21 protein-coding genes are annotated in these 21,893 nt (G+C 59.3%); 3 read left to right on the forward strand and 18 right to left on the reverse strand.

Going from position 1 to position 21,893, the window contains the following annotated elements; all coding sequences use genetic code 11:
- Window positions 1-42: 42 nt before the first annotated feature.
- From OS242_RS04130 to OS242_RS04165, 8 genes are all read right to left on the reverse strand, one after another.
- On the reverse strand, window positions 43-2,037 hold the full coding sequence (locus tag OS242_RS04130) for a methyl-accepting chemotaxis protein (protein WP_267150367.1): 1,995 nt from the start codon (window positions 2,035-2,037) through the stop codon (window positions 43-45).
- 193 nt (window positions 2,038-2,230) lie between these two features.
- Entirely contained in the window at window positions 2,231-3,349 is a 1,119-nt protein-coding gene (locus OS242_RS04135; RefSeq protein WP_267150368.1) for a M20/M25/M40 family metallo-hydrolase, read from the reverse strand.
- Window position 3,350: 1 nt separating this feature from the next.
- Entirely contained in the window at window positions 3,351-3,566 is a 216-nt protein-coding gene (locus OS242_RS04140) for a hypothetical protein (RefSeq protein WP_267150369.1), read from the reverse strand.
- Between the two features lie 12 nt (window positions 3,567-3,578).
- Window positions 3,579-5,120 carry an acyl-CoA carboxylase subunit beta gene (locus OS242_RS04145; RefSeq protein ID WP_267150431.1) on the reverse strand — a complete coding sequence of 514 codons (1,542 nt, stop codon included), beginning with the start codon at window positions 5,118-5,120 and terminating at the stop codon, window positions 3,579-3,581.
- Between the two features lie 28 nt (window positions 5,121-5,148).
- On the reverse strand, window positions 5,149-5,562 hold the full coding sequence (gene mce, locus OS242_RS04150) for a methylmalonyl-CoA epimerase (protein WP_267150370.1): 414 nt from the start codon (window positions 5,560-5,562) through the stop codon (window positions 5,149-5,151).
- A gap of 13 nt (window positions 5,563-5,575) precedes the next feature.
- A complete protein-coding gene (locus OS242_RS04155) occupies window positions 5,576-5,974 on the reverse strand; it encodes a cobalamin B12-binding domain-containing protein (RefSeq protein ID WP_267150371.1) in 399 nt (132 codons plus the stop codon).
- Between the two features lie 16 nt (window positions 5,975-5,990).
- Window positions 5,991-7,643 (reverse strand): acyl-CoA mutase large subunit family protein, encoded by a 1,653-nt coding sequence (locus tag OS242_RS04160; RefSeq protein ID WP_267150372.1) that lies wholly within the window; start codon window positions 7,641-7,643, stop codon window positions 5,991-5,993.
- Between the two features lie 92 nt (window positions 7,644-7,735).
- Window positions 7,736-8,320: a TetR/AcrR family transcriptional regulator gene (locus OS242_RS04165; protein ID WP_267150373.1), complete on the reverse strand. Its 585-nt coding sequence runs from the start codon at window positions 8,318-8,320 to the stop codon at window positions 7,736-7,738.
- A gap of 113 nt (window positions 8,321-8,433) precedes the next feature.
- On the opposite strand from OS242_RS04165, the gene OS242_RS04170 reads away from it, so the two are divergent.
- The gene (locus tag OS242_RS04170; protein WP_267150374.1) at window positions 8,434-9,066 is read left to right on the forward strand and encodes a DJ-1/PfpI family protein; all 633 of its coding nucleotides are present in this window, start codon (window positions 8,434-8,436) and stop codon (window positions 9,064-9,066) included.
- On the opposite strand, the gene OS242_RS04175 is transcribed toward OS242_RS04170, so the two are convergent.
- The 10 genes from OS242_RS04175 to OS242_RS04220 all read right to left on the reverse strand — a co-directional run bounded on the left by OS242_RS04175 (window position 9,063) and on the right by OS242_RS04220 (window position 21,046).
- Window positions 9,063-9,581: a hypothetical protein gene (locus OS242_RS04175; protein WP_267150375.1), complete on the reverse strand. Its 519-nt coding sequence runs from the start codon at window positions 9,579-9,581 to the stop codon at window positions 9,063-9,065. The two genes, OS242_RS04170 and OS242_RS04175, sit on opposite strands and share 4 nt — an antisense overlap.
- Before the next feature lie 117 nt (window positions 9,582-9,698).
- Window positions 9,699-10,685 carry a tryptophan--tRNA ligase gene (gene trpS / locus OS242_RS04180; RefSeq protein ID WP_267150376.1) on the reverse strand — a complete coding sequence of 329 codons (987 nt, stop codon included), beginning with the start codon at window positions 10,683-10,685 and terminating at the stop codon, window positions 9,699-9,701.
- Window positions 10,686-10,777: 92 nt separating this feature from the next.
- Complete coding sequence (gene lipB / locus OS242_RS04185) at window positions 10,778-11,473, reverse strand: lipoyl(octanoyl) transferase LipB (protein WP_267150377.1); 696 nt, start codon at window positions 11,471-11,473, stop codon at window positions 10,778-10,780.
- 63 nt (window positions 11,474-11,536) lie between these two features.
- A complete protein-coding gene (gene lipA / locus OS242_RS04190; protein ID WP_267150378.1) occupies window positions 11,537-12,463 on the reverse strand; it encodes a lipoyl synthase in 927 nt (308 codons plus the stop codon).
- 46 nt (window positions 12,464-12,509) lie between these two features.
- The gene (locus OS242_RS04195) at window positions 12,510-13,871 is read right to left on the reverse strand and encodes a dihydrolipoamide acetyltransferase family protein (RefSeq protein WP_267150379.1); all 1,362 of its coding nucleotides are present in this window, start codon (window positions 13,869-13,871) and stop codon (window positions 12,510-12,512) included.
- Window positions 13,872-13,906: 35 nt separating this feature from the next.
- Entirely contained in the window at window positions 13,907-14,890 is a 984-nt protein-coding gene (locus OS242_RS04200) for an alpha-ketoacid dehydrogenase subunit beta (RefSeq protein ID WP_267150380.1), read from the reverse strand.
- Between the two features lie 12 nt (window positions 14,891-14,902).
- Window positions 14,903-15,898, reverse strand: coding sequence for a thiamine pyrophosphate-dependent dehydrogenase E1 component subunit alpha (locus tag OS242_RS04205; protein ID WP_267150381.1), 996 nt, complete (start codon window positions 15,896-15,898; stop codon window positions 14,903-14,905).
- 54 nt (window positions 15,899-15,952) lie between these two features.
- Complete coding sequence (gene lpdA / locus OS242_RS04210; RefSeq protein WP_267150382.1) at window positions 15,953-17,404, reverse strand: dihydrolipoyl dehydrogenase; 1,452 nt, start codon at window positions 17,402-17,404, stop codon at window positions 15,953-15,955.
- Between the two features lie 63 nt (window positions 17,405-17,467).
- Window positions 17,468-18,559, reverse strand: a complete 1,092-nt coding sequence (locus tag OS242_RS04215; protein WP_267150383.1) for a Glu/Leu/Phe/Val family dehydrogenase — start codon at window positions 18,557-18,559, stop codon at window positions 17,468-17,470.
- Between the two features lie 378 nt (window positions 18,560-18,937).
- On the reverse strand, window positions 18,938-21,046 hold the full coding sequence (locus OS242_RS04220) for a sigma 54-interacting transcriptional regulator (protein ID WP_267150384.1): 2,109 nt from the start codon (window positions 21,044-21,046) through the stop codon (window positions 18,938-18,940).
- 177 nt (window positions 21,047-21,223) lie between these two features.
- Here OS242_RS04220 and OS242_RS04225 point away from each other — a divergent pair, with 177 nt between their 5' ends.
- Window positions 21,224-21,463 (forward strand): DUF2627 family protein, encoded by a 240-nt coding sequence (locus tag OS242_RS04225; RefSeq protein WP_267150385.1) that lies wholly within the window; start codon window positions 21,224-21,226, stop codon window positions 21,461-21,463.
- Window positions 21,464-21,490: 27 nt separating this feature from the next.
- Window positions 21,491-21,892 (forward strand): hypothetical protein, encoded by a 402-nt coding sequence (locus OS242_RS04230; protein ID WP_267150386.1) that lies wholly within the window; start codon window positions 21,491-21,493, stop codon window positions 21,890-21,892.
- Window position 21,893 lies beyond the last annotated feature (1 nt).

The following is a 21,893-nucleotide window of genomic DNA, read 5'->3' on the forward strand; positions in this document are numbered from 1 at the left end:
ATGTAAAAAAAAGCACTCCCCGCCGGGGAGTGCCTTTTTGTCTTATTCGAACTGGAAGCGGCCGACCGCTTGACGCAGTTCTTCCGCGAGGCGGTTCAGATCGGCCATCGACGTCTCCAGCATGTTCATCGTCGCGGTCTGCTCCTCGATGGAGGCCGTGACTTCCTCGCTGGAGCCGACCGCCTGCTCGGAGGCGGTCGCGATGGATTGGAATTCATCCTCGACAGCATGCGCCTGCTCAGAGGCGCTCTCGGTCAGCGCCGAGACTTCGACGATGGAGTCGGTCACGCCGCGCAGCCCATCCCCTACGATGGCAAAGGCGCGCTCGGCAGCCGCCACCGCCGCCTCGCCGCCCGCGACGGCGTCGAGACCCTGTTGCATGCCTTCGATGCTGTCCTCGATGCGGGCGCGGATCTCCTGGACGAGCACAGCGATTTCCTGTGCCGCGAGACCGGACTGCTCCGCCAGTTTGCGGACCTCATCGGCAACGACCGCAAACCCGCGTCCTTGCTCACCCGCCCGCGCCGCTTCGATGGCAGCGTTGAGTGCGAGCAGGTTGGTTTGACCTGCGATGTTGGAGATCAGGTCGACGATGTGTCCGATGCGCTGCGATTGCTCGCCGAGACGGTTCATCGTCTGCGCAGTCTGTGTGACATGGCGATGGATGCTGTCCATCTCCTCCCGCGTGCGCTTCATCGTGCCGCCGCCGGTGTGCGAGGCTGCGTCCACCTGATGGGCGAGGTCGCGCAGGGCGTCGGCGCGGCCGGAGATGCTCTGCAGAGAGAGCACGACTTCGCTCAGGCGGTCGTTGGCTCGCTGCAGGGAGTCGTTTTGATGCTCACTGCCTTTCGCGACCTCTTCAATCGCCGCCGTCACCTGCTCCGCCGCAGCGGTCGCCTCTTGCGTGCCGCGATGCAATTCGTGCGTATAGTCGGCAACCAAAGTCGCCGTCTCCTCCGCTTTTTGAAGCAGGCCGCGCACATTGTGCACCATCGTGCCGTAGTACTCCTGCAGTTCCTTGAGTTCACCGGACGATTTGACCGGCTCGATGTCGCGCAGGCGACCGTCCGCCGCATCGCGCATGCCTTCCATCACCGCTTGCATCGGACGCACGATCCGGTTGGAACTGCGTACCGCGACGACCAGAGCCAGCGCAATGACCAACACGCTGAGCACGACGCTGTAGAGCATCGTCTCTTTTTGCGCGGCGACCATCTCTTCTTGGGAAATCGCGACGCGCAAAACGCCGAGCGTCTTGTTTTTGTCAAAGTCGGTCAGCGGCAGGTAGAGCAGTTCGTAAGGAACGCCCTCGATCTCGCCCTCCTTCTTCATCGGGTCCTGCTGCTCAAACAATGTGTCCACCATCTCCGGATCGTCGATCCGCTCCGGGTCTCCGTCCGCCATCAAACCGGGCAGCGTGGAAACGGACGCCGCTTTGGTTTCACCGCCATAGAACGTGATCTCACCGCCAGTCATCGTCTTCAGTTGATCGGCGAACAATTGGTCGACGGAAAAGCCGACGGTGATCGTCCCTTTGACTATATCGTTGATCCGAACAGGTGCCACGCCGCGGATGGCGAGACCCGATTTTCCTTCTTCGACTGCAGAAACGGTCAGTCCGTTGGACAACGCCAATGAAATCGTGGGATTGGTGTATTTGTTGTCGCCAAATTGACCCGGATTGTGGGCGCGGTATTCCACTGCCCCCATCGCGCTCCCGATTTCCAGCACGGAAACCCCTTCTTTTTTCAACGTCTGATACACAGGGTCCACGATCTGTGCGATCTCTTGCTGGTTGCGATGCAAGAGGGCGAGCGCGAGATCATTCCGTTGCGCCGCTTGATTGGCCAGCATCGTCGCGGTTCGCTTCTGTGATTCGATGGTCTCCATCGCGGTCTTTACCGCCGACTGCGCCGTCAATTCATGAACGGAGGAGAGTGCCTGCATGGAGACGTAGTTGCTGACAGCACCCACCGCCACCATCGGGACCAGCGCCATTATGAGCAACATGCCCAAAGTCTGTGTGCGTAGTTTCATGTTGTCATCCTTCCCCAACTTTCAGCATGTCTAGGTGTTCTAGTAATTTGACGAATCCTGTCGATTCACCTGTTTAATGCTAAGAAACCACAAGAAAAAGTATTTACTCACAGGAAAAACGAAAAAAAAATCACAAAAAACCACCCGCTCGCAAAGAACGGGTGGTCGATGTGTTCGGTGAGTGCTGTCCACTTTAGACTGCTTGCGTGACGGCAACGAGCAGACGAGCTGCGTTTTCGAGGTCGTCGAGGCGGATGAACTCATTTACGGTGTGAATCTTTTCATAGCCGATCGCCAGGTTGCAGGTCGGCACGCCTTGACCGTTCAGCACGTTCGCATCCGAGCCGCCGCCCGACGCCATCGTCTTCGGCTCAAAGCCGAGCGAGCGGATCGCTTGGAACGCCGTTTGAATCACGGGAGCGCTCTCTTCAAAGTTCACGTTGGAGTACATGTTGGAGTGCTTGAACTCGACGGTCGTGCCAAACTCGGCAGCGGTCGTTTCAAAGACGTCCTTCATGTGCGCCACTTGTTCCGCGAGCTCTTCCAGCACGAGCGAACGCGCTTCGGCGAGGATCTCGACGCGGTCGGCGACGACGTTGGTCGCTTGACCGCCGTGGAACGTGCCGATGTTGGCAGTGGTGCGCTCGTTGATGCGGCCGAGCTTCATGCGCGAGATCACAGCCGACGCCACGTTGATCGCGTTCAGGCCCGCTTCCGGGTTGACGCCCGCGTGCGCGAGACGGCCGTGGATGACCACCTCGATGCGCTCCTGAGACGGAGACTGGGTGACGACGTGGCCGATGGGGCCGTTGGAGTCAAACGCAAAGCCCATGTCGACTTTCGGCAGGTGCTCCCAGTCCGCATGGCGGGAACCGAGCAGGCCGCTCTCCTCGCCCATCGTCAGGAACAACACGATGGTGCCGTGTTTCATGTTTTGTTCCTTGAGCGTGCGCACCATCTCGAGGATGCCGGCGACGCCCGCTTTGTCATCTGCGCCGAGGATCGTCGTGCCGTCGGAGGAGATGCGGTCTTCGGTGCGGATCGGTTTGATGTTCAGACCCGGTGCCACGGTGTCCATGTGGCAGGTGAAGAGGATCGTCGGTTTCGACTCGTCGCCCTTCAGCGTGCAGAACAGGTTGCCCGCGTTGCCGCCGACTCGTTCGCCCGCTTTGTCCTCCACCACTTCGACGCCGAGCGCCGTCAGTTTTTCGGTGAGATAGTCGGCCATCGCCCGCTCGTCACGGGAGAGGGAGTTGATCTGCACCATGTGCATAAATTCTTCGATCAGTCGTTCACGGTTCACAGTGTACATGTTAGACGATCCGTCCTTTCTCTTGGTAGATCGCGTTCGGGAAGCGCGTGTCGCACGGTGACCCGTCGCGCTGGCTGTGATAGCTGTCTCGGCTGACCCGAGCGTCCGTCCCGTTTTGCGGCGAGTTGTGATGCATCGCCAAGAGGCGGCTCGCCTGCTTCCACGGCGACACGTCGCGCGGACCGCGGATAAAGGTGACGTCAAATCGTTCCGTCATCATCGCACGCTCCTACAGCGGAATGTTGCCGTGTTTTTTCGGCGGGCGCGTCTCGCGCTTGTTGCGCAGCAGTTCCAGCGCCTCTTTGAGTTTTTGGCGGGTCTCACGCGGGTCGATCACGTCGTCGACCATGCCAAGGCCTGCCGCAACGTACGGGTTGGAGAATTTCTCCTTGTACTCGGCGATCTTGGCGGCGCGGGTCTCGGCCGGATTTTCACTGTCGGCGATCTCTTTGGCAAACACGATGTTGGCCGCTCCCTCTGCGCCCATGACCGCGACTTCGCCGGTCGGCCATGCGTACACGAGGTCCGCACCAATCGCTTTCGAATTCAACGCGACATACGCGCCGCCGAACGCTTTGCGCAGGATGACGGTGATCTTCGGCACGGTCGCTTCCGAGTACGCGTAGAGGATCTTCGCGCCGTGACGGATGATGCCGCGGTGCTCCTGCATGACGCCCGGGATAAATCCGGTTACGTCCTCGAACGTGATCAGCGGGATGTTGAAGCAGTCGCAGAAGCGAATGAAACGGGAGATTTTATCGGACGAGTCGATGTCGAGGCCGCCTGCCATAAACTTCGGCTGGTTGGCGATCAAACCGACCGGATGACCTTCGATGCGGGCAAGGCCGATCACCGCGTTTTTCGCAAAGTTCGGCTGGACTTCCATAAAGTCGCCGTTGTCGACGACGCGCTTGATCACGTCGCGCACGTCGTACGCCTTGGTCGGTTCGACCGGCACGATGTCGACAATCTCTTCGTCATAGCCGTTGTCTTCTTTGCAATAGATGCGCGGCGGTTCCTCCATGTTGTTCTGCGGCAGGAAGGAGAGCAGACGGCGCACTTCGTTCAGCACCTCTTCTTCGCTCTTCGCCGAGAAGTGAGCCACGCCGGAGACGCTCTGTTGCACGCGCGCGCCGCCGAGGTTTTCCGACGAGATGCTCTCGCCGGTGACTGTCTCGATGACCTTCGGACCGGTGATGAACATCTGCGACGTGCCTTCGACCATGAAGATAAAGTCGGTGATCGCCGGCGAGTAGACAGCCCCGCCTGCGCACGGTCCCATGATCACGGAGATCTGCGGGATCACGCCGGAGTAGATCGAGTTGCGGTAGAAGATGTGGCCGTAGCCGTCCAAGGAGGCGACGCCCTCTTGAATGCGGGCCCCGCCGGAGTCGTTCAAGCCGATGACCGGTGCGCCGTTTTTCGCAGCCAGATCCATGCATTTGGCGATTTTCAGCGCGTGCATCTCGCCCAGCGCGCCGCCAAAGACGGTGAAGTCCTGCGCAAACACGTACACGATGCGGCTGTTGATCTTGCCCCAGCCGGTAACGACGCCTTCGCCCGGAGCTTCAGCGTCTGCCATGCCAAAGTGCGTGGCGCGATGTTCGATAAACGGGTTCAGCTCGCGGAACGTGCCCTCATCGAGCAGGATCTCCAATCGCTCGCGGGCGGTCAGCTTGCCTTTGTCATGCTGCGCCGCGATGCGCTTGTCACCGCCGCCCAGTTCGATCTTGCGACGGCGTTCTTCCAGTTCCAGGATCTTTTGTTCCATGTTCACAGCTCTGGCTCCCCCTCTGTCTCTAGTCCTCAATGCGCATGCAAAACTCGGTCAGGACGCCGTGCGTGTCCTTCGGATGCAGGAAGGCGATCATCTTGCCGTGACCGCCTTTGCGCGGCTTTTCATCGATCAGCCGGTAGCCCTGCTCCTTGGCGTGGGCGAGGGCCGCCTCGATGTTTTCCACCGCGTAGGCAACATGGTGAATGCCTTGCCCCTTCGTCTCCAAAAACTTCGCAATCGGCGAGTCGGGCGAGGTCGGTTCGAGCAGTTCGACGCAGCTCTCCCCCACCTCCAAAAACACGGCTCGCACCTTTTGATCCTCGATGATCTCTTCGTGGATCACCGGCAGGCCGATGCCGTTCGTATAGATCGGCAATGTCGCTTCGATGCTGTGCACGGCGATGCCGAGATGGTCGATTTTTTCCGGTCGAAACATGACGGGTCGCCTCCTACTTTTGCACCTTGGTCTTGATGTAGTCGGCCATCGCCGTCAGCGATGCGCCCGGCGTGAACACTTCCGCCACGCCCGCTTCTTTCAGACCCGGGATGTCATCGTCCGGGATGACCCCGCCGCCGACGACGAGGATGTCGCCTGCGCCTTGTTCATTCAGCAGGCGCACGACTTCCGGGAACAGATGCATATGCGCGCCGGACAGCGAGGACAGGCCGACGACGTCGACGTCCTCTTGGATCGCCGTGGCGACGATCTGTTGCGGCGTTTGGCGCAGGCCGGTGTAGATAACTTCCATGCCGGCGTCGCGCAGAGCTTTGGCGACGACCAGTGCGCCCCGGTCGTGACCGTCAAGGCCCGGCTTGGCGACAAGCACGCGGATTTTTACTTCACTCATTGTCGATTTCCTCCTCTTACCACTGAGCCGGTTGGTATTCGCCAAAGACGTCGCGCATCACGTTGCAGATCTCGCCGAGGGTCGCATACGCCTTGACAGCCGCGACGATGTGCGGCATCAGGTTTTCGGTACCCTCCGCAGCGGCCCGCAGGTCGGCGAGACGCTGGTTGACCAGTGCATTGTCGCGAGTCTTGCGCAGTTCGGCCAGACGCTCGGACTGGACGCGCTCCAACTCCGGGTTGAGTTTCATCAGTTCCGGCTTCGGCTCGTTCTCGATGCGGAACTTGTTCACGCCGACGACGACCTCGTCGCCCGACTCGATCGCCATCTGGGTCTGATAGGACGCGTTTTGGATCTCGCGCTGCATGTAGCCTTGCTCGATCGCTTTGACCGCGCCGCCCATCTCGTCGATCTTTTCGATATAATCCATCGCCTGACGCTCGATCTCATCGGTCAGCGACTCGATGTAGAAGGAGCCTGCCAGCGGGTCGACCGAGTCGGCCACGCCGCTCTCGTACGCGATGATCTGCTGCGTGCGCAGCGCGATGCGAGCAGATTCTTCGGTCGGCAGGGCCAGCGCTTCGTCTTTGGAGTTGGTGTGCAGCGACTGTGTGCCGCCCAGCACCGCAGCCAAAGCTTGCATCGTGACGCGGACGATGTTGTTGTCCGGCTGTTGCGCGGTCAGCGTCGAGCCGCCCGTCTGGGTGTGGAAGCGCAGTTGCCACGACTTCGGATCTTTCGCCCCGAAACGGTCTTTCATGATCTTCGACCACATCCGGCGAGCGGCGCGGAACTTGCAGATCTCTTCGAGGAAGTTGTTGTGCGCGTTGAAGAAGAAGGACAGGCGCGGTGCAAATTTGTCCACGTCAAGACCCTTGTCGACAGCCGCCTGCACATAGGCAATCGCGTTCGAGAGCGTGAACGCCACCTCCTGAACGGCGGTCGAACCGGCTTCGCGGATGTGATAGCCGGAGATCGAGATCGTGTTCCAGTTCGGCACATGCTCGGAGCAGTACTCGAAGATATCGGTAATCAGACGCATCGAAGCGGCCGGCGGATAGATGTACGTCCCGCGGGCCACGTATTCTTTGAGAATGTCGTTTTGGATCGTGCCGGACACTTTGTCCGAAGAGACGCCTTGCTTTTCCGCGACGGCGATGTACATCGCGAGCAGCACGGACGCCGGAGCGTTGATCGTCATCGAGGTGGACACTTTGTCGAGGGCGATGCCGTTCAGCAGCACCTCCATGTCGGCGAGCGACGAGATCGCAACGCCGACCTTGCCGACCTCGCCTTTTGCCATCGGATCATCCGAGTCATAGCCGATCTGCGTCGGCAGGTCGAACGCGGTGGACAGGCCGGTCTGACCGGCACCGAGCAGATATTTAAAACGCTCGTTCGTCTCGTTCGCCGAGCCGAAGCCCGAGTACTGGCGCATCGTCCAGAAGCGGGAGCGATACATCGTCGGTTGCACCCCGCGGGTGAACGGATATTCGCCCGGGAAGCCGAGTTTTTCTATGTAGTCGCCTTGCACGTCTGCAGGAGTGTATAGTCGTTTGACAGGGATTTCGGACGAGGTGGTAAATTCCTCGCGACGCTCCGGGAAACGGGACGCCGCCTTGTCCGCCTTTGCCTGCCACGACTGGTGACGGGTTTCAAAGTCTGACATCAGGTAAGACCTCCAATAAATAAAAAGGATGAATGCGAGTTCGTTGGCAGATTCCGTACTATTATACCATACATAGCGCGGGTTGGATGCGCTTACAACATCTCTCGTACAGAACGGGAAATTTGATGGGTAAACACCGCTAATTCCTCCGCCGGCAACGGCATGTCGTGTGATGCCCAGTCGTACAGCATGATGTACAAGCCCCCCGCCAAAAACTTCAGCGCATAGCGGCGCTCCAGCACTTTGACCGGATCGGAGAGCGGACGCTTTTCCGCGAAGTAGCCGAGCAGATAGCGATGAAACGTCCGGACGATCAACGCGCCGATCTCCGGGTTGGTGATCTTGCGAATCGCCGCCCCGTCGGGCCCGCGCCAGTAGCGGATACCCGTCGCAAACTGCGTCGGTTGAATGCCCGCCTCCGCGTCAAGCATCACCGTCTCCCAAAACTTTGCGATGATGTGCTCCAAGTGATGTGTGATCAGGTCGTCTTTCGTTTTGAAATTGCGGTAAAACGTCTGCCGTGCCACCCCTGCCCGCTCCGTGATCTCCGAGATCGAGATCTCCCGATACGGCTTGGTCTCCAGCAGTTGCAACAAGGCTGTCAGCAGGAATCGTTTCGATTGTTTGGACTGTCTACTCTCGTGCTTTTCCTCTTTGAACAGCTGTTTTTCGCTCATAACTGTGACACCTCTCCCCTTGTCTGTCGCACTTCGGCCGTCGGCTCTTGTCGCCCTTTGCCATTCCGCTATATGATGCAAACGTACCAAATAAAGGGAGAGGTGTATAGATCATGGAAATCGTCATTTTGTTGTTCGAGGGCATGACCGCACTAGACGCGCTCGGCCCGTACGAAGTGCTGTCGAAAATGCCGGGGGCAACCGTCCGCTTTGCAGCAAAAAAGTCGGGGATCATCACCCCCGACTCCGGCGTTTCGTTTTTGAACGCAGACCATAAACTGAAAGACATCGAAACAGCCGACATTCTGGTCATCCCAGGCGGTCATCCGCTCGCCGTCAAACCGATGATGGAAGACGAAGAGACGCTGGCCTTTATTCGCCGGCTCCACGCGACCAGCAAATGGACGACGAGCGTCTGCACCGGCTCGCTGATCCTCGGGGCGGCCGGTTTGCTCCAGGGACTTCAAGCCACCACGCATTGGGCGTGCCACGACATCCTCGCAGAGTACGGCGCGACGCCGACGTTGCAGCGCGTCGTGCAGCAAGGCAAGATCATCACGGCTGCCGGCGTGTCGTCCGGCATCGACATGGGCTTGACCCTCGCCGCGCTGGAATACGGCGACGAGTCGGGGATGTGGATCCAGTTGATGATCGAGTACGATCCGCAACCGCCGTTTGACGCGGGATCACCGGAAAAGGCACCGGCGCATCTGGTCGAGTCGGTGCGGCAGGCGGTTCGCGGTTAATTCGCTGCGACGACGCGGTCGAGAGCGTCACGGTACGCCTGCTCATTCGGTGTCGGCGCGAGCAACACCGCCCCGTTCTCGTCACGTCTCACATGAAAGACCAGCGAAAAGCGGCCTTTTTGATAGTCGGACGCACCGATCTGCTCTGCTTGGACCGCCGTCGATTCTTCGGGCCATTCGTAGATGGTGACCGTCTCCGCCTCGATCATGCCCAGGCATCCAAGCGCGGCGCACCGGGTCTTTTGCCGCTCCGTGCCGCCCGATGCAGAGCCTGTGACAACGCCCGATTCGGTCAGCGCGACGAAGACATGCTTGGCCGACAGCCCGTCGGCAGGCTCGGCCGGTGGTGCCGGTTTCGATGTCGGTTCCACGGCGACCGCATCGACGCACTTTGAATCTCGGCCGCATTTCGTAGCAACCGTTCGTGCTTGCGTTTGCGGTTCGATCTGATTTGAGATGATGATGACAGCAGCGATGAAAGCGACGATGGCAACAACGCGCCAGAACTTCGACATTGGGGGACTCCTCCTGCCTCCTGAGCGGTTTCTCCCCCATTTCGACGGAAGGTTCGCGCATTTTGTTACAAAAAAGAGACTGGCAGTTTGCGCCAGTCTCTCCTATGATGTCCTCTGTCAGATACGGACAAAGCCCATCGCGTCCTTGACGCGGTTGACCGTCTTTTCCGCGATCTCGCGGGCTTGATCCGCGCCTTGTTTCAAGATGCGGTCGAGCTCCGTCTGGTCATCCAGTTCGCGGAATCGCTTTTGGATCGCGCCCATCTTGTCGGTCATCACTTCGACGAGGTCCTTTTTCAAGGTGCCGTAGCCTTGACCTTGGTAGCGGTTGACCAGCGACTCCACCGACTCGTCTGCGTACAGCGAGTACAAGGTGAGCAGGTTGGAGACGCCCGGCTTGTTTTCTTCATCAAAGCGGATCTCGTTCTCCGTGTCGGTGACCGCGCGCATGATCTTTTTCTTAAAGACCGCCGGGTCTTCGAGCAGGGCGATCCGGCTGCCTTCGTTCTCGGCAGACTTGGACATTTTCTTGGTCGGCTCGTCAAGCGCCATGATGCGGGCCCCGAACTCCTGGATCTGCGGCTCCGGGATGACGAACGTTTCGCCAAAGCGGTTGTTGAATCGTTCCGCGATGTCGCGGGTCAACTCGATGTGCTGCTTCTGGTCGTCGCCGACCGGGACGTGCGTTGCGTCGTACAGCAAGATATCGGCCGCCATCAGCACCGGGTAGGTGAACAGACCGACGTTGACGTTTGCCTTGCCTTCCGATTTGTCCTTGTACTGGGTCATCCGGTTTGCTTCGCCCATGTAGGTCATGCACTGCAGGAGCCAGCCGAGTTCCGCGTGCTCCTTTACATGTGATTGGATGAAGATCGACGCCTTGCTCGGATCGACGCCGCATGCGAGATAGATCTGCGCGATCTCCCGCGAGCGTTTGCGCAGCTTAGCCGGATCTTGCGGCACGGTGATCGCATGCAGGTCGACGACGCAGTAGATCGCGCTGTCAGCGTCATGTTGCAGTTCGACGAACTGTTTGAACGCGCCCAAGTAGTTGCCGATCGTCGGGTTCCCGGACGGTTGCACGCCAGAAAAAATACGTTTCATTCCACTCGACTCTCCCTTCCCTACGGAAGCTCCGGACTTACGTGTAAATCTGCCGTGGTTCCGTATGTATTTTTCCTATCTTACCATAGGTTTTACTCATCTTCCAGAGTTTTGCTCACGTCGACAGTCGGCCAGTCCACCTCGGTCTCAAACACTTCCGCAAACGCCGCCGCCCACCGACTTTTGATCTCGCTCATCTCGTGCGTTTGACCGGTGAGCTGTTGCAGCGACGTCACGCCGTACTCGGTGATGCCGCAGGGCACGATCAGCCCGAAATGGCCGAGGTCCGGCTGCACGTTAAACGCAAATCCGTGCGAGGTGATAAACCCTTTCGTATGCGGGTCGCGGTTCGCTTTCACCCCGATGGCGCAGATCTTTTCCTGGCCGACCCACGCTCCGCTCATCCCCTCTTTGCGCCCCGCCTCGATGCCGTATCCGGCGAGCAGACGGATCGCCACCTCTTCCAGCAGGCGCACATAGCGGCGCACGTCGTTTTTCCACGGTTCGAGGTGCAGGATCGGGTAGCCGACCAGTTGCCCCGGCCCGTGATAGGTGACGTCACCGCCCCGGTCGACGTCAAACATCGTGATGCCGAGCCGCTCCCGTTCGCTTGCGTCGGCGAGGATGTTGTGCTCACCCCCGGCCCGGCCGATCGTAAAGACCGGCGGATGCTCCAGCAGGAAAATCGTATCTTCGAGCCGACCTTCCAATTTGCGACGCACCGCTTTTTTTTGCAGATCGAACGCCTTGCCGTACTCGATGACACCCAGATCGCAGATGTGTATCATATAAAATCTCCTTATAAAAAGGTCACAGCAGACGAGCCCGCTGTGACCTTTTTGTTTGCTGACTTACTGCGCTTGCTTGATGTTTGCTTCCGCCGACTGCGCTTGTTCGTGAGCGTGGTAGGAGGAGCGGACGAGCGGACCGGATTCGACATGTTTGAACCCGCGCTTCAGCGCTTCTTCCTTGAGCAGAGCAAACTCTTCCGGCGACCAGTATTTGCGTACCGGCAGATGTTTCTTGGTCGGTTGCAGGTACTGGCCCATCGTCATGATGTCCACGTCGACAGCGCGCAGATCGTCCATGACCTGAATGATCTCTTCCCACGTCTCGCCGTGTCCCAGCATCAGCGAGGACTTGGTCGGGATGTGCGGCTTGTAAGCCTTCGCGTTGCGCAGGACTTCCAACGTGCGGTCGTAGGTGGCCTTCGCCCGCACTTTGCCGGTCAGAGAACGTACCGTCTCGATGTTGTGGTTGAAGATGTCCGGCTCCGCGTCGAGCAGCGTGTGCAACGCCTCCGTGTTGCCGCCCATGTCGGACGGCAGCACTTCGACGGTGCAGAGCGGCAGCCGTTTGCGGATCGCGCGCACCGTCTCAGCAAAGACGGAAGCCCCGTGATCTTTCAGATCGTCGCGGGCGACGGCGGTGACGACAGCATGGCGAAGTCCCATGATTTCCGCAGAGTCGGCGACGCGCTCCGGCTCGGCGAGATCCAGTTCGGACGGCAGGCCCGTCTTGACCGCGCAGAAACCGCACGCGCGGGTGCAGATGTCACCGAGGATCATGAAGGTCGCCGTGCGGTTCTCCCAGCATTCGTAGATGTTCGGGCAGCGAGCTTCTTCACAGACTGTATGCAGGGACGAGCCGCGCATCAAGTCTTTCAGTTCGGTGAAGTTGGGGCCGGTCTTCAGCTGGATTTTCAGCCAGTCCGGTCGGCGCAGCGGGCGATCGTTCGCCTGCTCCTTGGTATCTTTGAGAACGTTGAGTTCTTCCACGCTGGCACACCTCTTTCAAATATCGGCTATCTCGGTCGCCTGTCGCCTAGTACAAGGTCGGGTCGGTCATCGTCTCCAGACGTTTCTTCACCGACTGCAGGAACTGACCGCAGACCCAACCGTCGAGCACGCGGTGGTCGAGCGACATGCACAGGTTGACCATCGAGCGGATCGCGAACGAGTCATCCGGCATCACGACCGGACGCTTGACAATCGACTCCATGGAGAGGATCGCCGCTTGCGGCGCGTTGATGATCGGCATCGACTGGATCGAGCCGAACGCACCGGTGTTGTTCACGGTGAACGTGCCGCCCGACATGTCGTTTGCGGTCAGACGGCCGGAACGGGCGCGTGCAGCCAGGTCGTTGATCGCATGCGCGAGGCCGAGCACGCTCAGGCGGTCGGCATTTTTGATGACCGGGACGTACAGCGCGTCGTCCGATGCGACGGCAATCGAGATGTTGATGTCTTTTTTAATAATAATCTTGTCATCCTGCCATGTCGAGTTGATGATCGGATATTCTTTCAACGCCTCGACGACCGCTTTGATGAAGAACGGCAGGAAGGTCAGGTTGACGCCCTCTTTTTTCTTGAACTCGCCTTTCGACTTGTCGCGGAATTTGGAGAGGTTGGTCACGTCGACTTCGATCATCGTCCACGCGTGCGGCGCGTTGTGCTTCGACTCGACCATGCGGCGGGCAATCGTCTTGCGCACGTTGGTCGCTTCGATGACGGTGTCGCCGTCTGCCGCTTGGTACGCCGGAGCTTTTGCAACCGGTGCCGGAGCGGCAGCCGCTTGCGAAACGCCTTGCGCGCCCAGTTCCGTCAGGCCGGTCGCCGGCATGGTCGGAGCTGCCACGGAGGACAGGTCTTCTTCCGTCTTGGTCAGGCCGGCCGTCGGAGCAGCCGCTGCCGCTGCGCCGCCGTTTGCGAGGAACGCCTGCACGTCTTTGCGGGTGATGCGGCCGCCGGCCCCCGTGCCGGTGATCAGGCTCGGGTCGACGCCGTGCTCTTGGATCATCGCCATGACAGCCGGCGAGAAGCGCGGGCCGCCCGGTTGCTTCGCAGCCGGAGCCGGTGCTGCGACCGGAGCGGACGGTGCAGCCGGTGCTGCTGCCGGGGTCGGTGCTGCTGCTGCCGCGGGAGTTGCTGCCGCCGGAGCAGGTGCTGCGCCTTCCTCGGTGATGACGGCGATCGGTGTGCCGACGGCAACCGTTGCGCCTTCCGGTACGAGGATCTCCGTCAGGGTGCCGACAAATTCGGACGGCACCTCTGCGTTTACTTTATCGGTGATGACCTCGGCGAGCGGGTCGTATTTGTTGATTTTGTCGCCTACTTGCTTCAGCCATTTGGCGATGGTGCCTTCAGTGACCGATTCGCCAAGTTGCGGCATCAAGAGAGTTGCCATGTCTGCCTTGCCTCCTGTCTGCGAATGAAGAGCGATTAGAATTCAGCCAGTTTGCGAATCGCGTCCGCAATTTTAGTCGGGTTCAGCATGTAGAACTTCTCTTGCGGCGGCGAATACGGCATCCCCGGCACGTCCGGGCCAGCCAGACGCTGGATCGGCGCGTCAAGGTCAAACAGTGCTTCCTCGGCGATGATCGCGGAGATCTCGCCGCCGACGCCGCCAAACTTGCCGTCTTCGTGCACGATCAGCACTTTGCCGGTCTTTTTCGCGCCTTCGATGATCAGTTCTTTGTCGAGCGGCTTGATCGAACGCAGGTCGATGACGTGCGTCGAGATGCCCTCTTTCTCCAGCACTTCCGCCGCTTCCAGCGTGTAGTGAACCATCAGGCCGTAGGTGATGACGGTGACGTCGGTGCCTTCGCGCTTGACGTCGCCTTTGCCGATCTCGATGGTGTAGTCTTCGTCCGGCACTTCGCCTTTGATCAGGCGGTAGCAGCGCTTGTGCTCGAAGAACAGCACTGGGTCGTTGTCGCGGATCGCCGCTTTGAGCAGACCTTTGACATCATACGGGGTGGACGGCATTACGATCTTGATGCCCGGCACATGGTGGAACAGAGCTTCGACCGACTGCGAGTGGTACAGCCCGCCGTGGATGCCGCCGCCGTACGGAGCGCGGATCGTCATCGGGACCGTCCAGTCCGACTTGGTGCGGTAGCGAATGCGAGCCGCCTCGGAGACGATCTGGTTGTACGCCGGGAAGATAAAGTCGGCGAACTGCATCTCTGCGACCGGACGCATACCGACCATCGCCGCGCCGATGGAGACGCCGACGATAGCAGATTCGGAGAGCGGGGAGTCGATGACGCGCTCTTCGCCAAACTTCTCGATCAGGCCGGCCGTGGCACGGAATACACCGCCGCGCACGCCGACGTCTTCACCAAGGATAAAGATCGATTCGTCGCGCTCCATCTCTTCTCTGAGCGCGTCGGTCACTGCTTCAATGTACGATTTGATCGCCATGGTTCCTGCCTCCTATCGCTCTTCGTAGACGTGGGTCAGTGCGTCTTCCGGATCGAAGAACGGCGCTTTTTCCGCTTCGTCAGTCGCTTCGTTGACTGCTTTCGCGATGCTGTCGTTCATCTCTTGTTCTTTCTCCGGGGTGAGCACACCCTTGTCGCGCAGGTATTGGGCGAACGTGAGGATCGGGTCCTTTTGCTTCGCCGCTTCGACTTCTTCACGGGAACGGTACGCACGATCATCGTCGTCCGAGGAGTGCGGCACCAGACGGTAGGTGCGGGCTTCGATCAAGGTCGGGCCTTCGCCGTTGCGGGCGCGCTCTGCCGCCTCTTTCGTGTACTTGTAGCACTCCAGCACGTCGTTGCCGTCGATGGAGTGACCCGGGAAGCCGTAGCCGACCGCACGGTCTGCCGTGTTGTGGTTGCCGAGTTGCTTATCGAGCGGCACGGAGATCGCATAGCCGTTGTTTTCGACGTAGAAGATCACCGGGAGCTTGTGCACCGCTGCAAAGTTTGCCGCTTCGTGGAAGTCGCCTTGGTTGGAAGAACCTTCCCCCGTCGACGTGTACGCGACCGATTTCTCGCCGCGCATCTTCGCTGCCAGAGCAGCACCGACTGCGTGCGGGAACTGGGTGGTGACCGGCGAGGAACCGGACAGGATGCGGTACTTGCGACCGCCGAAGTGGCCCGGCATCTGACGGCCGTGCGAGTTCGGGTCGCCCGGCTTTGCAAACGCTGACATCATGATGTCGGTCGGCGTTTGGCCGAACACGAGCACACAGCCGAGGTCGCGGTAGTACGGAGCGATGTAGTCGATCGTTTTATCGAGCGCAAACGTTGCCCCGACTTGAGCCGCCTCTTGGCCTTGGCACGAGATGACGAACGGGATTTTGCCGGCGCGGTTGAGCAGCCAGAAACGCTCATCGAGCTTGCGGGCGAGCAGCATGAAATAATACATATTGAGCACTTGCTCTTCGGTCAAGCCAAGTTCTTTGTAATCGTGTTTGGACATCTGACATACCTCCTAAACGAGTCAGTCGTAAAGGTCAATGAAGAGCGAACCACCTTACATGTGGATCGCTTTTCCATCAACAGCCAGCGCCGCTTCGCCAATCGCTTCAGCGAGAGTCGGATGCGGATGAATCGTGTGCGCGATCTCCCACGGAGTCGCGTCGAGGAAGGTGGCGAGTGCCGCTTCCGTGATCATGTCGGTCGCGTTTTGACCGATCATGTGAACGCCGAGCAGGTCGTTGGTCTCTGCGTCGGCGATGATCTTGACAAAGCCTTCGATCTCGCCGTTGACCTGCGCCTTGCCGATGGCGCGGAACGGGAACTTGCCGACCTTGATCTCGCGGCCTTCTTCGCGCAGTTCCGTCTCGGTGTACCCGATCGACGCGATCTCCGGACGCGTGTAGGTGCAGCGCGCGATGTTTTTATAGTTCATCGGTGCCGGGTTCAACCCTGCGATCACTTCGACGGCGTGGATGCCTTCATGAGACGCCACGTGTGCCAGTTGCGGCGTCGCGATCACGTCGCCGATGGCAAAGATGTTTTGTTCTTTGGTGCGGAAGTTGTGATCGACTTTGATCGTGCCGCGCTCCACTTCCACCTCAGTCGCCTCGAGGCCGATGTTTTGCACGTTCGGCTCGCGGCCGACCGAGACGAGGATCATCTCAGCGGAGAGAGTCTCGACCGCTTCTTTGTCGGTGCCGATGTTCACTTTGACATCGATGGAGGCGGTGCCGTTCGCTTCGTCGATCTTCAGCGTGTCAGCCTGCGCACCCGTCGAGGTCAGGATGCGGACTTTGCTCTTGCGGCGGCCGAGCAGCTTGGCCATCTCAGCGGAGATGTCAGCGTCCTCCAACGCGAGGATGCGATCAGCAAACTCGACGACCGTCACTTCGACGCCAAAGTCGGAGAGCATCGACGCCCACTCGATCCCGATCACGCCGCCGCCGATGATGATCGCCGACTTCGGCAACTCTTCCATCTCCAGCGCTTCGTCGGACGTCTTGACATACTTGCCGTCGATCGGCAAGTTGCCGAGCGTGCGCGGACGGGAGCCGGTCGCCACGATCACGTTGCGCGGCGAGATGATCTCGCTCTCGCCGTTCGCCCGCTCCACCGAGACCGCGCCTGCGGTCGGCGAGAAGATCGACGGACCCATGATGCGGCCGATGCCTTCGATCACTTCGATGTTATGTTTTTTCAACAGGCTCTGCACGCCTTTGTGCAGGTTGTTGATGATCTTTTGCTTGCGTCCCATCACGGTGCCGAAGTTCAAGGATACGCCGCCGTCGATCTCCACGCCGAAGTCTTTCAACTTTTGCGCCGTCGCCAGCATGTCGGCGCTCTTCAGCAGCGCCTTCGACGGGATGCACCCGCGATGCAGGCAGGTGCCGCCGACCTTATCCTTTTCAACGACCGCGACCTTCAAACCGAGCTGAGCGGCGCGGATGGCGGCTACATAGCCGCCGGTTCCGCCGCCCAAGATGACCAAATCCAATTGTTCCGACATGGATCAAAGGCTCCCTTCAAATCTAGGACTCTCTACGTAATTAGATGTGAGCTGCGTTCGAGATTAGCGCTGGATCAGGGACTTTTCCTTGCGCAGGAAGTTGGAGCGGGTGCGGCGCATGATGGCGATGCGCTCTTCTGCCATACGGTCAGCCGCCTTGTAGGTCGGGATGCCGTCGCGCTTGGAGATCTCGATGATGTTCGCGATGATGTTGTAGATGTTCTCCACTTTCTTGCGAGCGCGCTCGGCGTTGTAGCCTTCCAGTTCGTCCGCCACGTTGATGACGCCGCCGGAGTTGATGACGTAGTCCGGCGCATAAACGATGCCCATCTCGTTCAGGATGTCGCCGTGACGCTCTTCTTTGAGCTGGTTGTTTGCGGAGCCTGCCACCACTTTGCACTTGAGCTGCGGGATCGTGTCATCGTTGATGATCGCACCCAGTGCGCACGGTGCGAAGATGTCGCATTCGACGCCGAAGATCTCGTTCGGTGCCACCACTTTCGCGCCGAACTCGGTCACTGCGCGGTCGATGGAGTCTTGGTTGATGTCGGTGACGATCAGGTTCGCGCCCGCCTCATGCAGGTGTTTGGAGAGGTAGTAGCCGACGTTACCCACGCCTTGGACCGCAACCGTCTTGCCGGTGAGGTCGTCGGTGCCAAACGCTTCTTTCGCCGCCGCTTTCAGGCCGACGAAGCAGCCGAGAGCGGTCATCGGAGACGGGTTGCCCGAGGAACCGTAGGTTTCCGATACGCCGGTGACAAAGTCGGTTTCCATGTGGATCCAGTCCATGTCTTGGACGGAGGTGCCGACGTCCTCTGCGGTGATGTAGCGGCCGTTGAGGGATTCGACGTAGCGGCCGAATGCGCGGAACAGCGCTTCCGATTTGTCGGTGCGCGGGTTGCCGATGATGACGGTCTTGCCGCCGCCAAGGTTCAGGCCGGCCGCCGCGTTTTTATAGGTCATGCCGCGCGCCAGGCGCAGCGCGTCTTCAATCGCTGCCTCTTCGTTTTCATACACCCACATGCGGGTGCCCCCGAGTGCCGGACCGAGCGTCGTGTCGTGGATCGCGATGATCGCCTTCAGACCGGACGCTTCATCGTGGCAGAATACGAGTTGCTCGTAATCATACTTCTCCATATATTCAAAAATTTTCATGACAAATCCCCCTTTAGAGTCATTCAGTAGTTTTCAGAAAGTTAAGACGAGGTATTAGAAGCACCTCATGCCCCAGTTGCCAGAATACCATACTTGAGCCAGAGGTGGTAGTGAACGGCAGATATGGTTAGTTATCTGCTTTCTTTGCGCCAGTTATAAGCTAGAGACAAAAAAGAATTGGACGCGAAAAGGTTCACGCCAATTTTTATATGCAAGGGTCGTGCCAACTTTTCTGAAAGCGGTTACAGAAAGCCTGAAAACAGCGTCCTTCTAAGCAAAAAACCGCCCGTCAGCCAAAAAGGGCGGTTTCTGTTTATGCAATCTTTTGCAAGACGATGCAATTTCTTGCAAGCAAGATCCTGCAAAAAATTGCAGGCGTCATGACTGGATGCCGTACTTTTCCAATTTGTAATACAGACTGCGCACCGCGATTCCCAGCCGTTTCGCCGCCTCCGTCTTGTTGCCGTTGGTCTGCCGCAGGACGCGTGTGATATAGAGACGTTCCGCTTCGCCGACCACCTCATCCAACGAACGCAGTTCCCCCGTCTGCGGCAGATCGGCGTCCTCGACCGTCTCCGCAACCCAGGCCACCGGCTGTGTCGCGGTGCCGCCGCTGCCCGGCGCTTGGTGCCCGTACAGTATCAGATGATGCGGCTCCATCACCGTCTCGGTAAACTTCATATTGATCATCGCCCGGCCGATTGCATTTTCCAACTCGCGCACGTTGCCCGGCCACTGGTACTCGATCAGCTTGCCGACCGCCAGCGGCGAGATCTGCTCCACGCCCCGACCGTACTCTTGATTGTACTTATGAATCAACCGCAACCCGATCGCCGGGATATCCTCTTTGCGATAGCGCAGCGGCGGGATGATGATCGGCAGCACGTTCAGGCGGTAGTACAAGTCTTCCCGGAACGTGCCCTGCTGGATCGCCCGCTCCAGATTGACGTTTGTCGCCGCGATCACCCGCGCGTTGACCGGCGTCGCTTTCGCCCCGCCGACGCGCAGGATCTCCTTTTCCTGCAGCACGCGCAAGATCTTCGCCTGCATGCTCATCGACAGTTCGCCGATCTCATCGAGAAAGATCGTGCCGCCCGACGCTTCTTCAAACAACCCTTTCTTGCCGCCACGCTTGGCCCCGGTAAACGCCCCTTCCTCGTAGCCGAACAGCTCCGATTCCAAAAGCGACTCCGAGATCGCCGCACAATTGACCCGGATAAACTGCGAATAGCGCCGCTCGCTGGCGTTGTGAATCGCATGCGCAAACAGCTCTTTCCCCGTCCCCGACTCGCCACGCAGCAGCACCGTCGCGGGCGTCTCCGCCGCTTTGCGCGCCTGCTCGATGGCCATCAGCATCTCATTGGAAGAACCGATGATGTCTTCAAACTGATATTTGGCCTCCAACTTGCGGATCAACTGCTTGGCTTGGTTGAGCTCTTTTGTCAGATTTTCGATCTCTGAGATGTCATGCACGATCCCGACGGACCCTTTCAGTTCACCGTCGACGACGATCGGCGCGACGTTGACGAGGACTTCTTTGCGGTACGGTCCGACCTTCATCGGCACGCCGCGCACCGGTTTGCGCGTCTTCAGCACCTGCAGATGCATCGATTCGCCCTCGGCGATGTCGACGTCGGCCGGCTTGCCGATCACCTCTTCCTCGCGCAGTCCGGTCAGCCGCGTATAGGCCGGGTTGATCAGGATGCCCCGCCCTTCCGTGTCGACGACCGAGATCGCGTCTTGCGTGGAGTGGATGATCGATTGCAGCAGCAGTTGGATCTCCTTGAGGTCTGTGACCTCCTCCGCCATCTTTTGAATCTCCGTGATGTCGCGAAAGACGGCCAACGCGCCGACCAGATTGCCCTGCCCGTCGCGCATCGGCACCCGGTTGGTCAAGATGCGGGTCGTCGCGTGAAACTCCTGCAGTTGGTTGAGCTCCGGCACGCCGGTCTCCAACACAATATGCAGACGGGAGTTCGGGATCACTTCACACGCCCGACGTCCGACCATCTCGCCGGCCACCTTGCCGGACAGTTGCTCAGCTGCCGGGTTGAACAGCGTGATCACCCCTTCGCTGTTCACCGCGATCATCGCATCGTATGTCGAGTTGAGCACCGCACCGAGCTCCTGCCGCGACACGGTCAGCTGCCGGATCAGTTCCTCCTTCTCCAGCAGCAGCCTCATCATCAGATTGGCCACCGCTCCCGGGATCAGCGTCGTGCCTTTCGGGCGGCGTTCCTGGATCTCCTTGAAGACCTCCGCCTGCCCGGTCGCCTCGATCACCACCTGCACCGTGCCGACACTGCCGTCAAAAAATGCCTCGTACCGTTGCCCGGTCGGTACTCCGAGCGACCGGGCCAACACAAATCCAGGCGCATTCGGATCGACGTCGGCGATTCCGACCACATGCACGCTGGCCAAATCTCGAAACGCACGCAACAGAGCCGTGCCCCCACGCCCGGCTCCGACGATCAGTATGTTGATCACAGTAGATTGTCCCCCTGAATCTATGCAACAGATTGCATGTGTGTGAAAGAATTTGCATGCAAAAAACTTCGACAACCGAACGGTATTTCCTGCCCCTTGTGGTTGGAAATCGTGTAGGCTATCATGAAACATGAAACTCTCGAGTGCTTCATGCGTATGAAAGGATGTGTACCATAGATGGCAAAAGTGTTCGTTTGGGCGCTGCTTCTCGGCGTCTTCCTGCTCTCCGGCTACGGCTTAAACCTGATCCGCATCGCGCTCGTCGACAAACTCGCCGACCCCGGCACCGTGATTTGGTGGCGCGTGCTGATCGGCGGCGTGCTGATGACCGGCGGGATCGCCTTCCTCGGCGGCCTCGTCTTCTACCGCGACAAAAAGCGCAACAAGATCAAACGGCCCGATTGGAAGAGCAAATAATCTGATCCATCAGGGAGCTGACAATTGATGAAAAAATGGCTTGCAGCGGCGTTGACCTTTGCAGTTCTGACCACGGCGTCCGGGTGCTCCATCGGGGGCCAAGAAGTCCTTTCTCAAGAAAACAAAGACAAACTGACCGAAAAAGCGAACGACCTGACCCAACAGGCGACAGACGCCGTGAACAAATTGAAAGAAAATCCCGACCTTCAGCAGTTCCTGCTCGACCAAGCGGGAGCGACCGGTGCCAAGGTCGAGCAATTTATGACCGATCTGATGAAAGACCCGGTCGTCATCCAAGCCACGCAACAACTCGGCCAAGATGTCGTGCGGGACGTGATCCAACAGGCCGTCCTGGAAAACAACGGCGTGTTCGACGCGCTTCTGATCACGATCATTACCAACGAATTGGAAAAGCGGATGGGCCAATAAC

It is taken from the genome of Tumebacillus lacus, from assembly GCF_026410385.1.
Taxonomy (GTDB): Bacteria; Bacillota; Bacilli; order Tumebacillales; family Tumebacillaceae; genus Tumebacillus; species Tumebacillus lacus.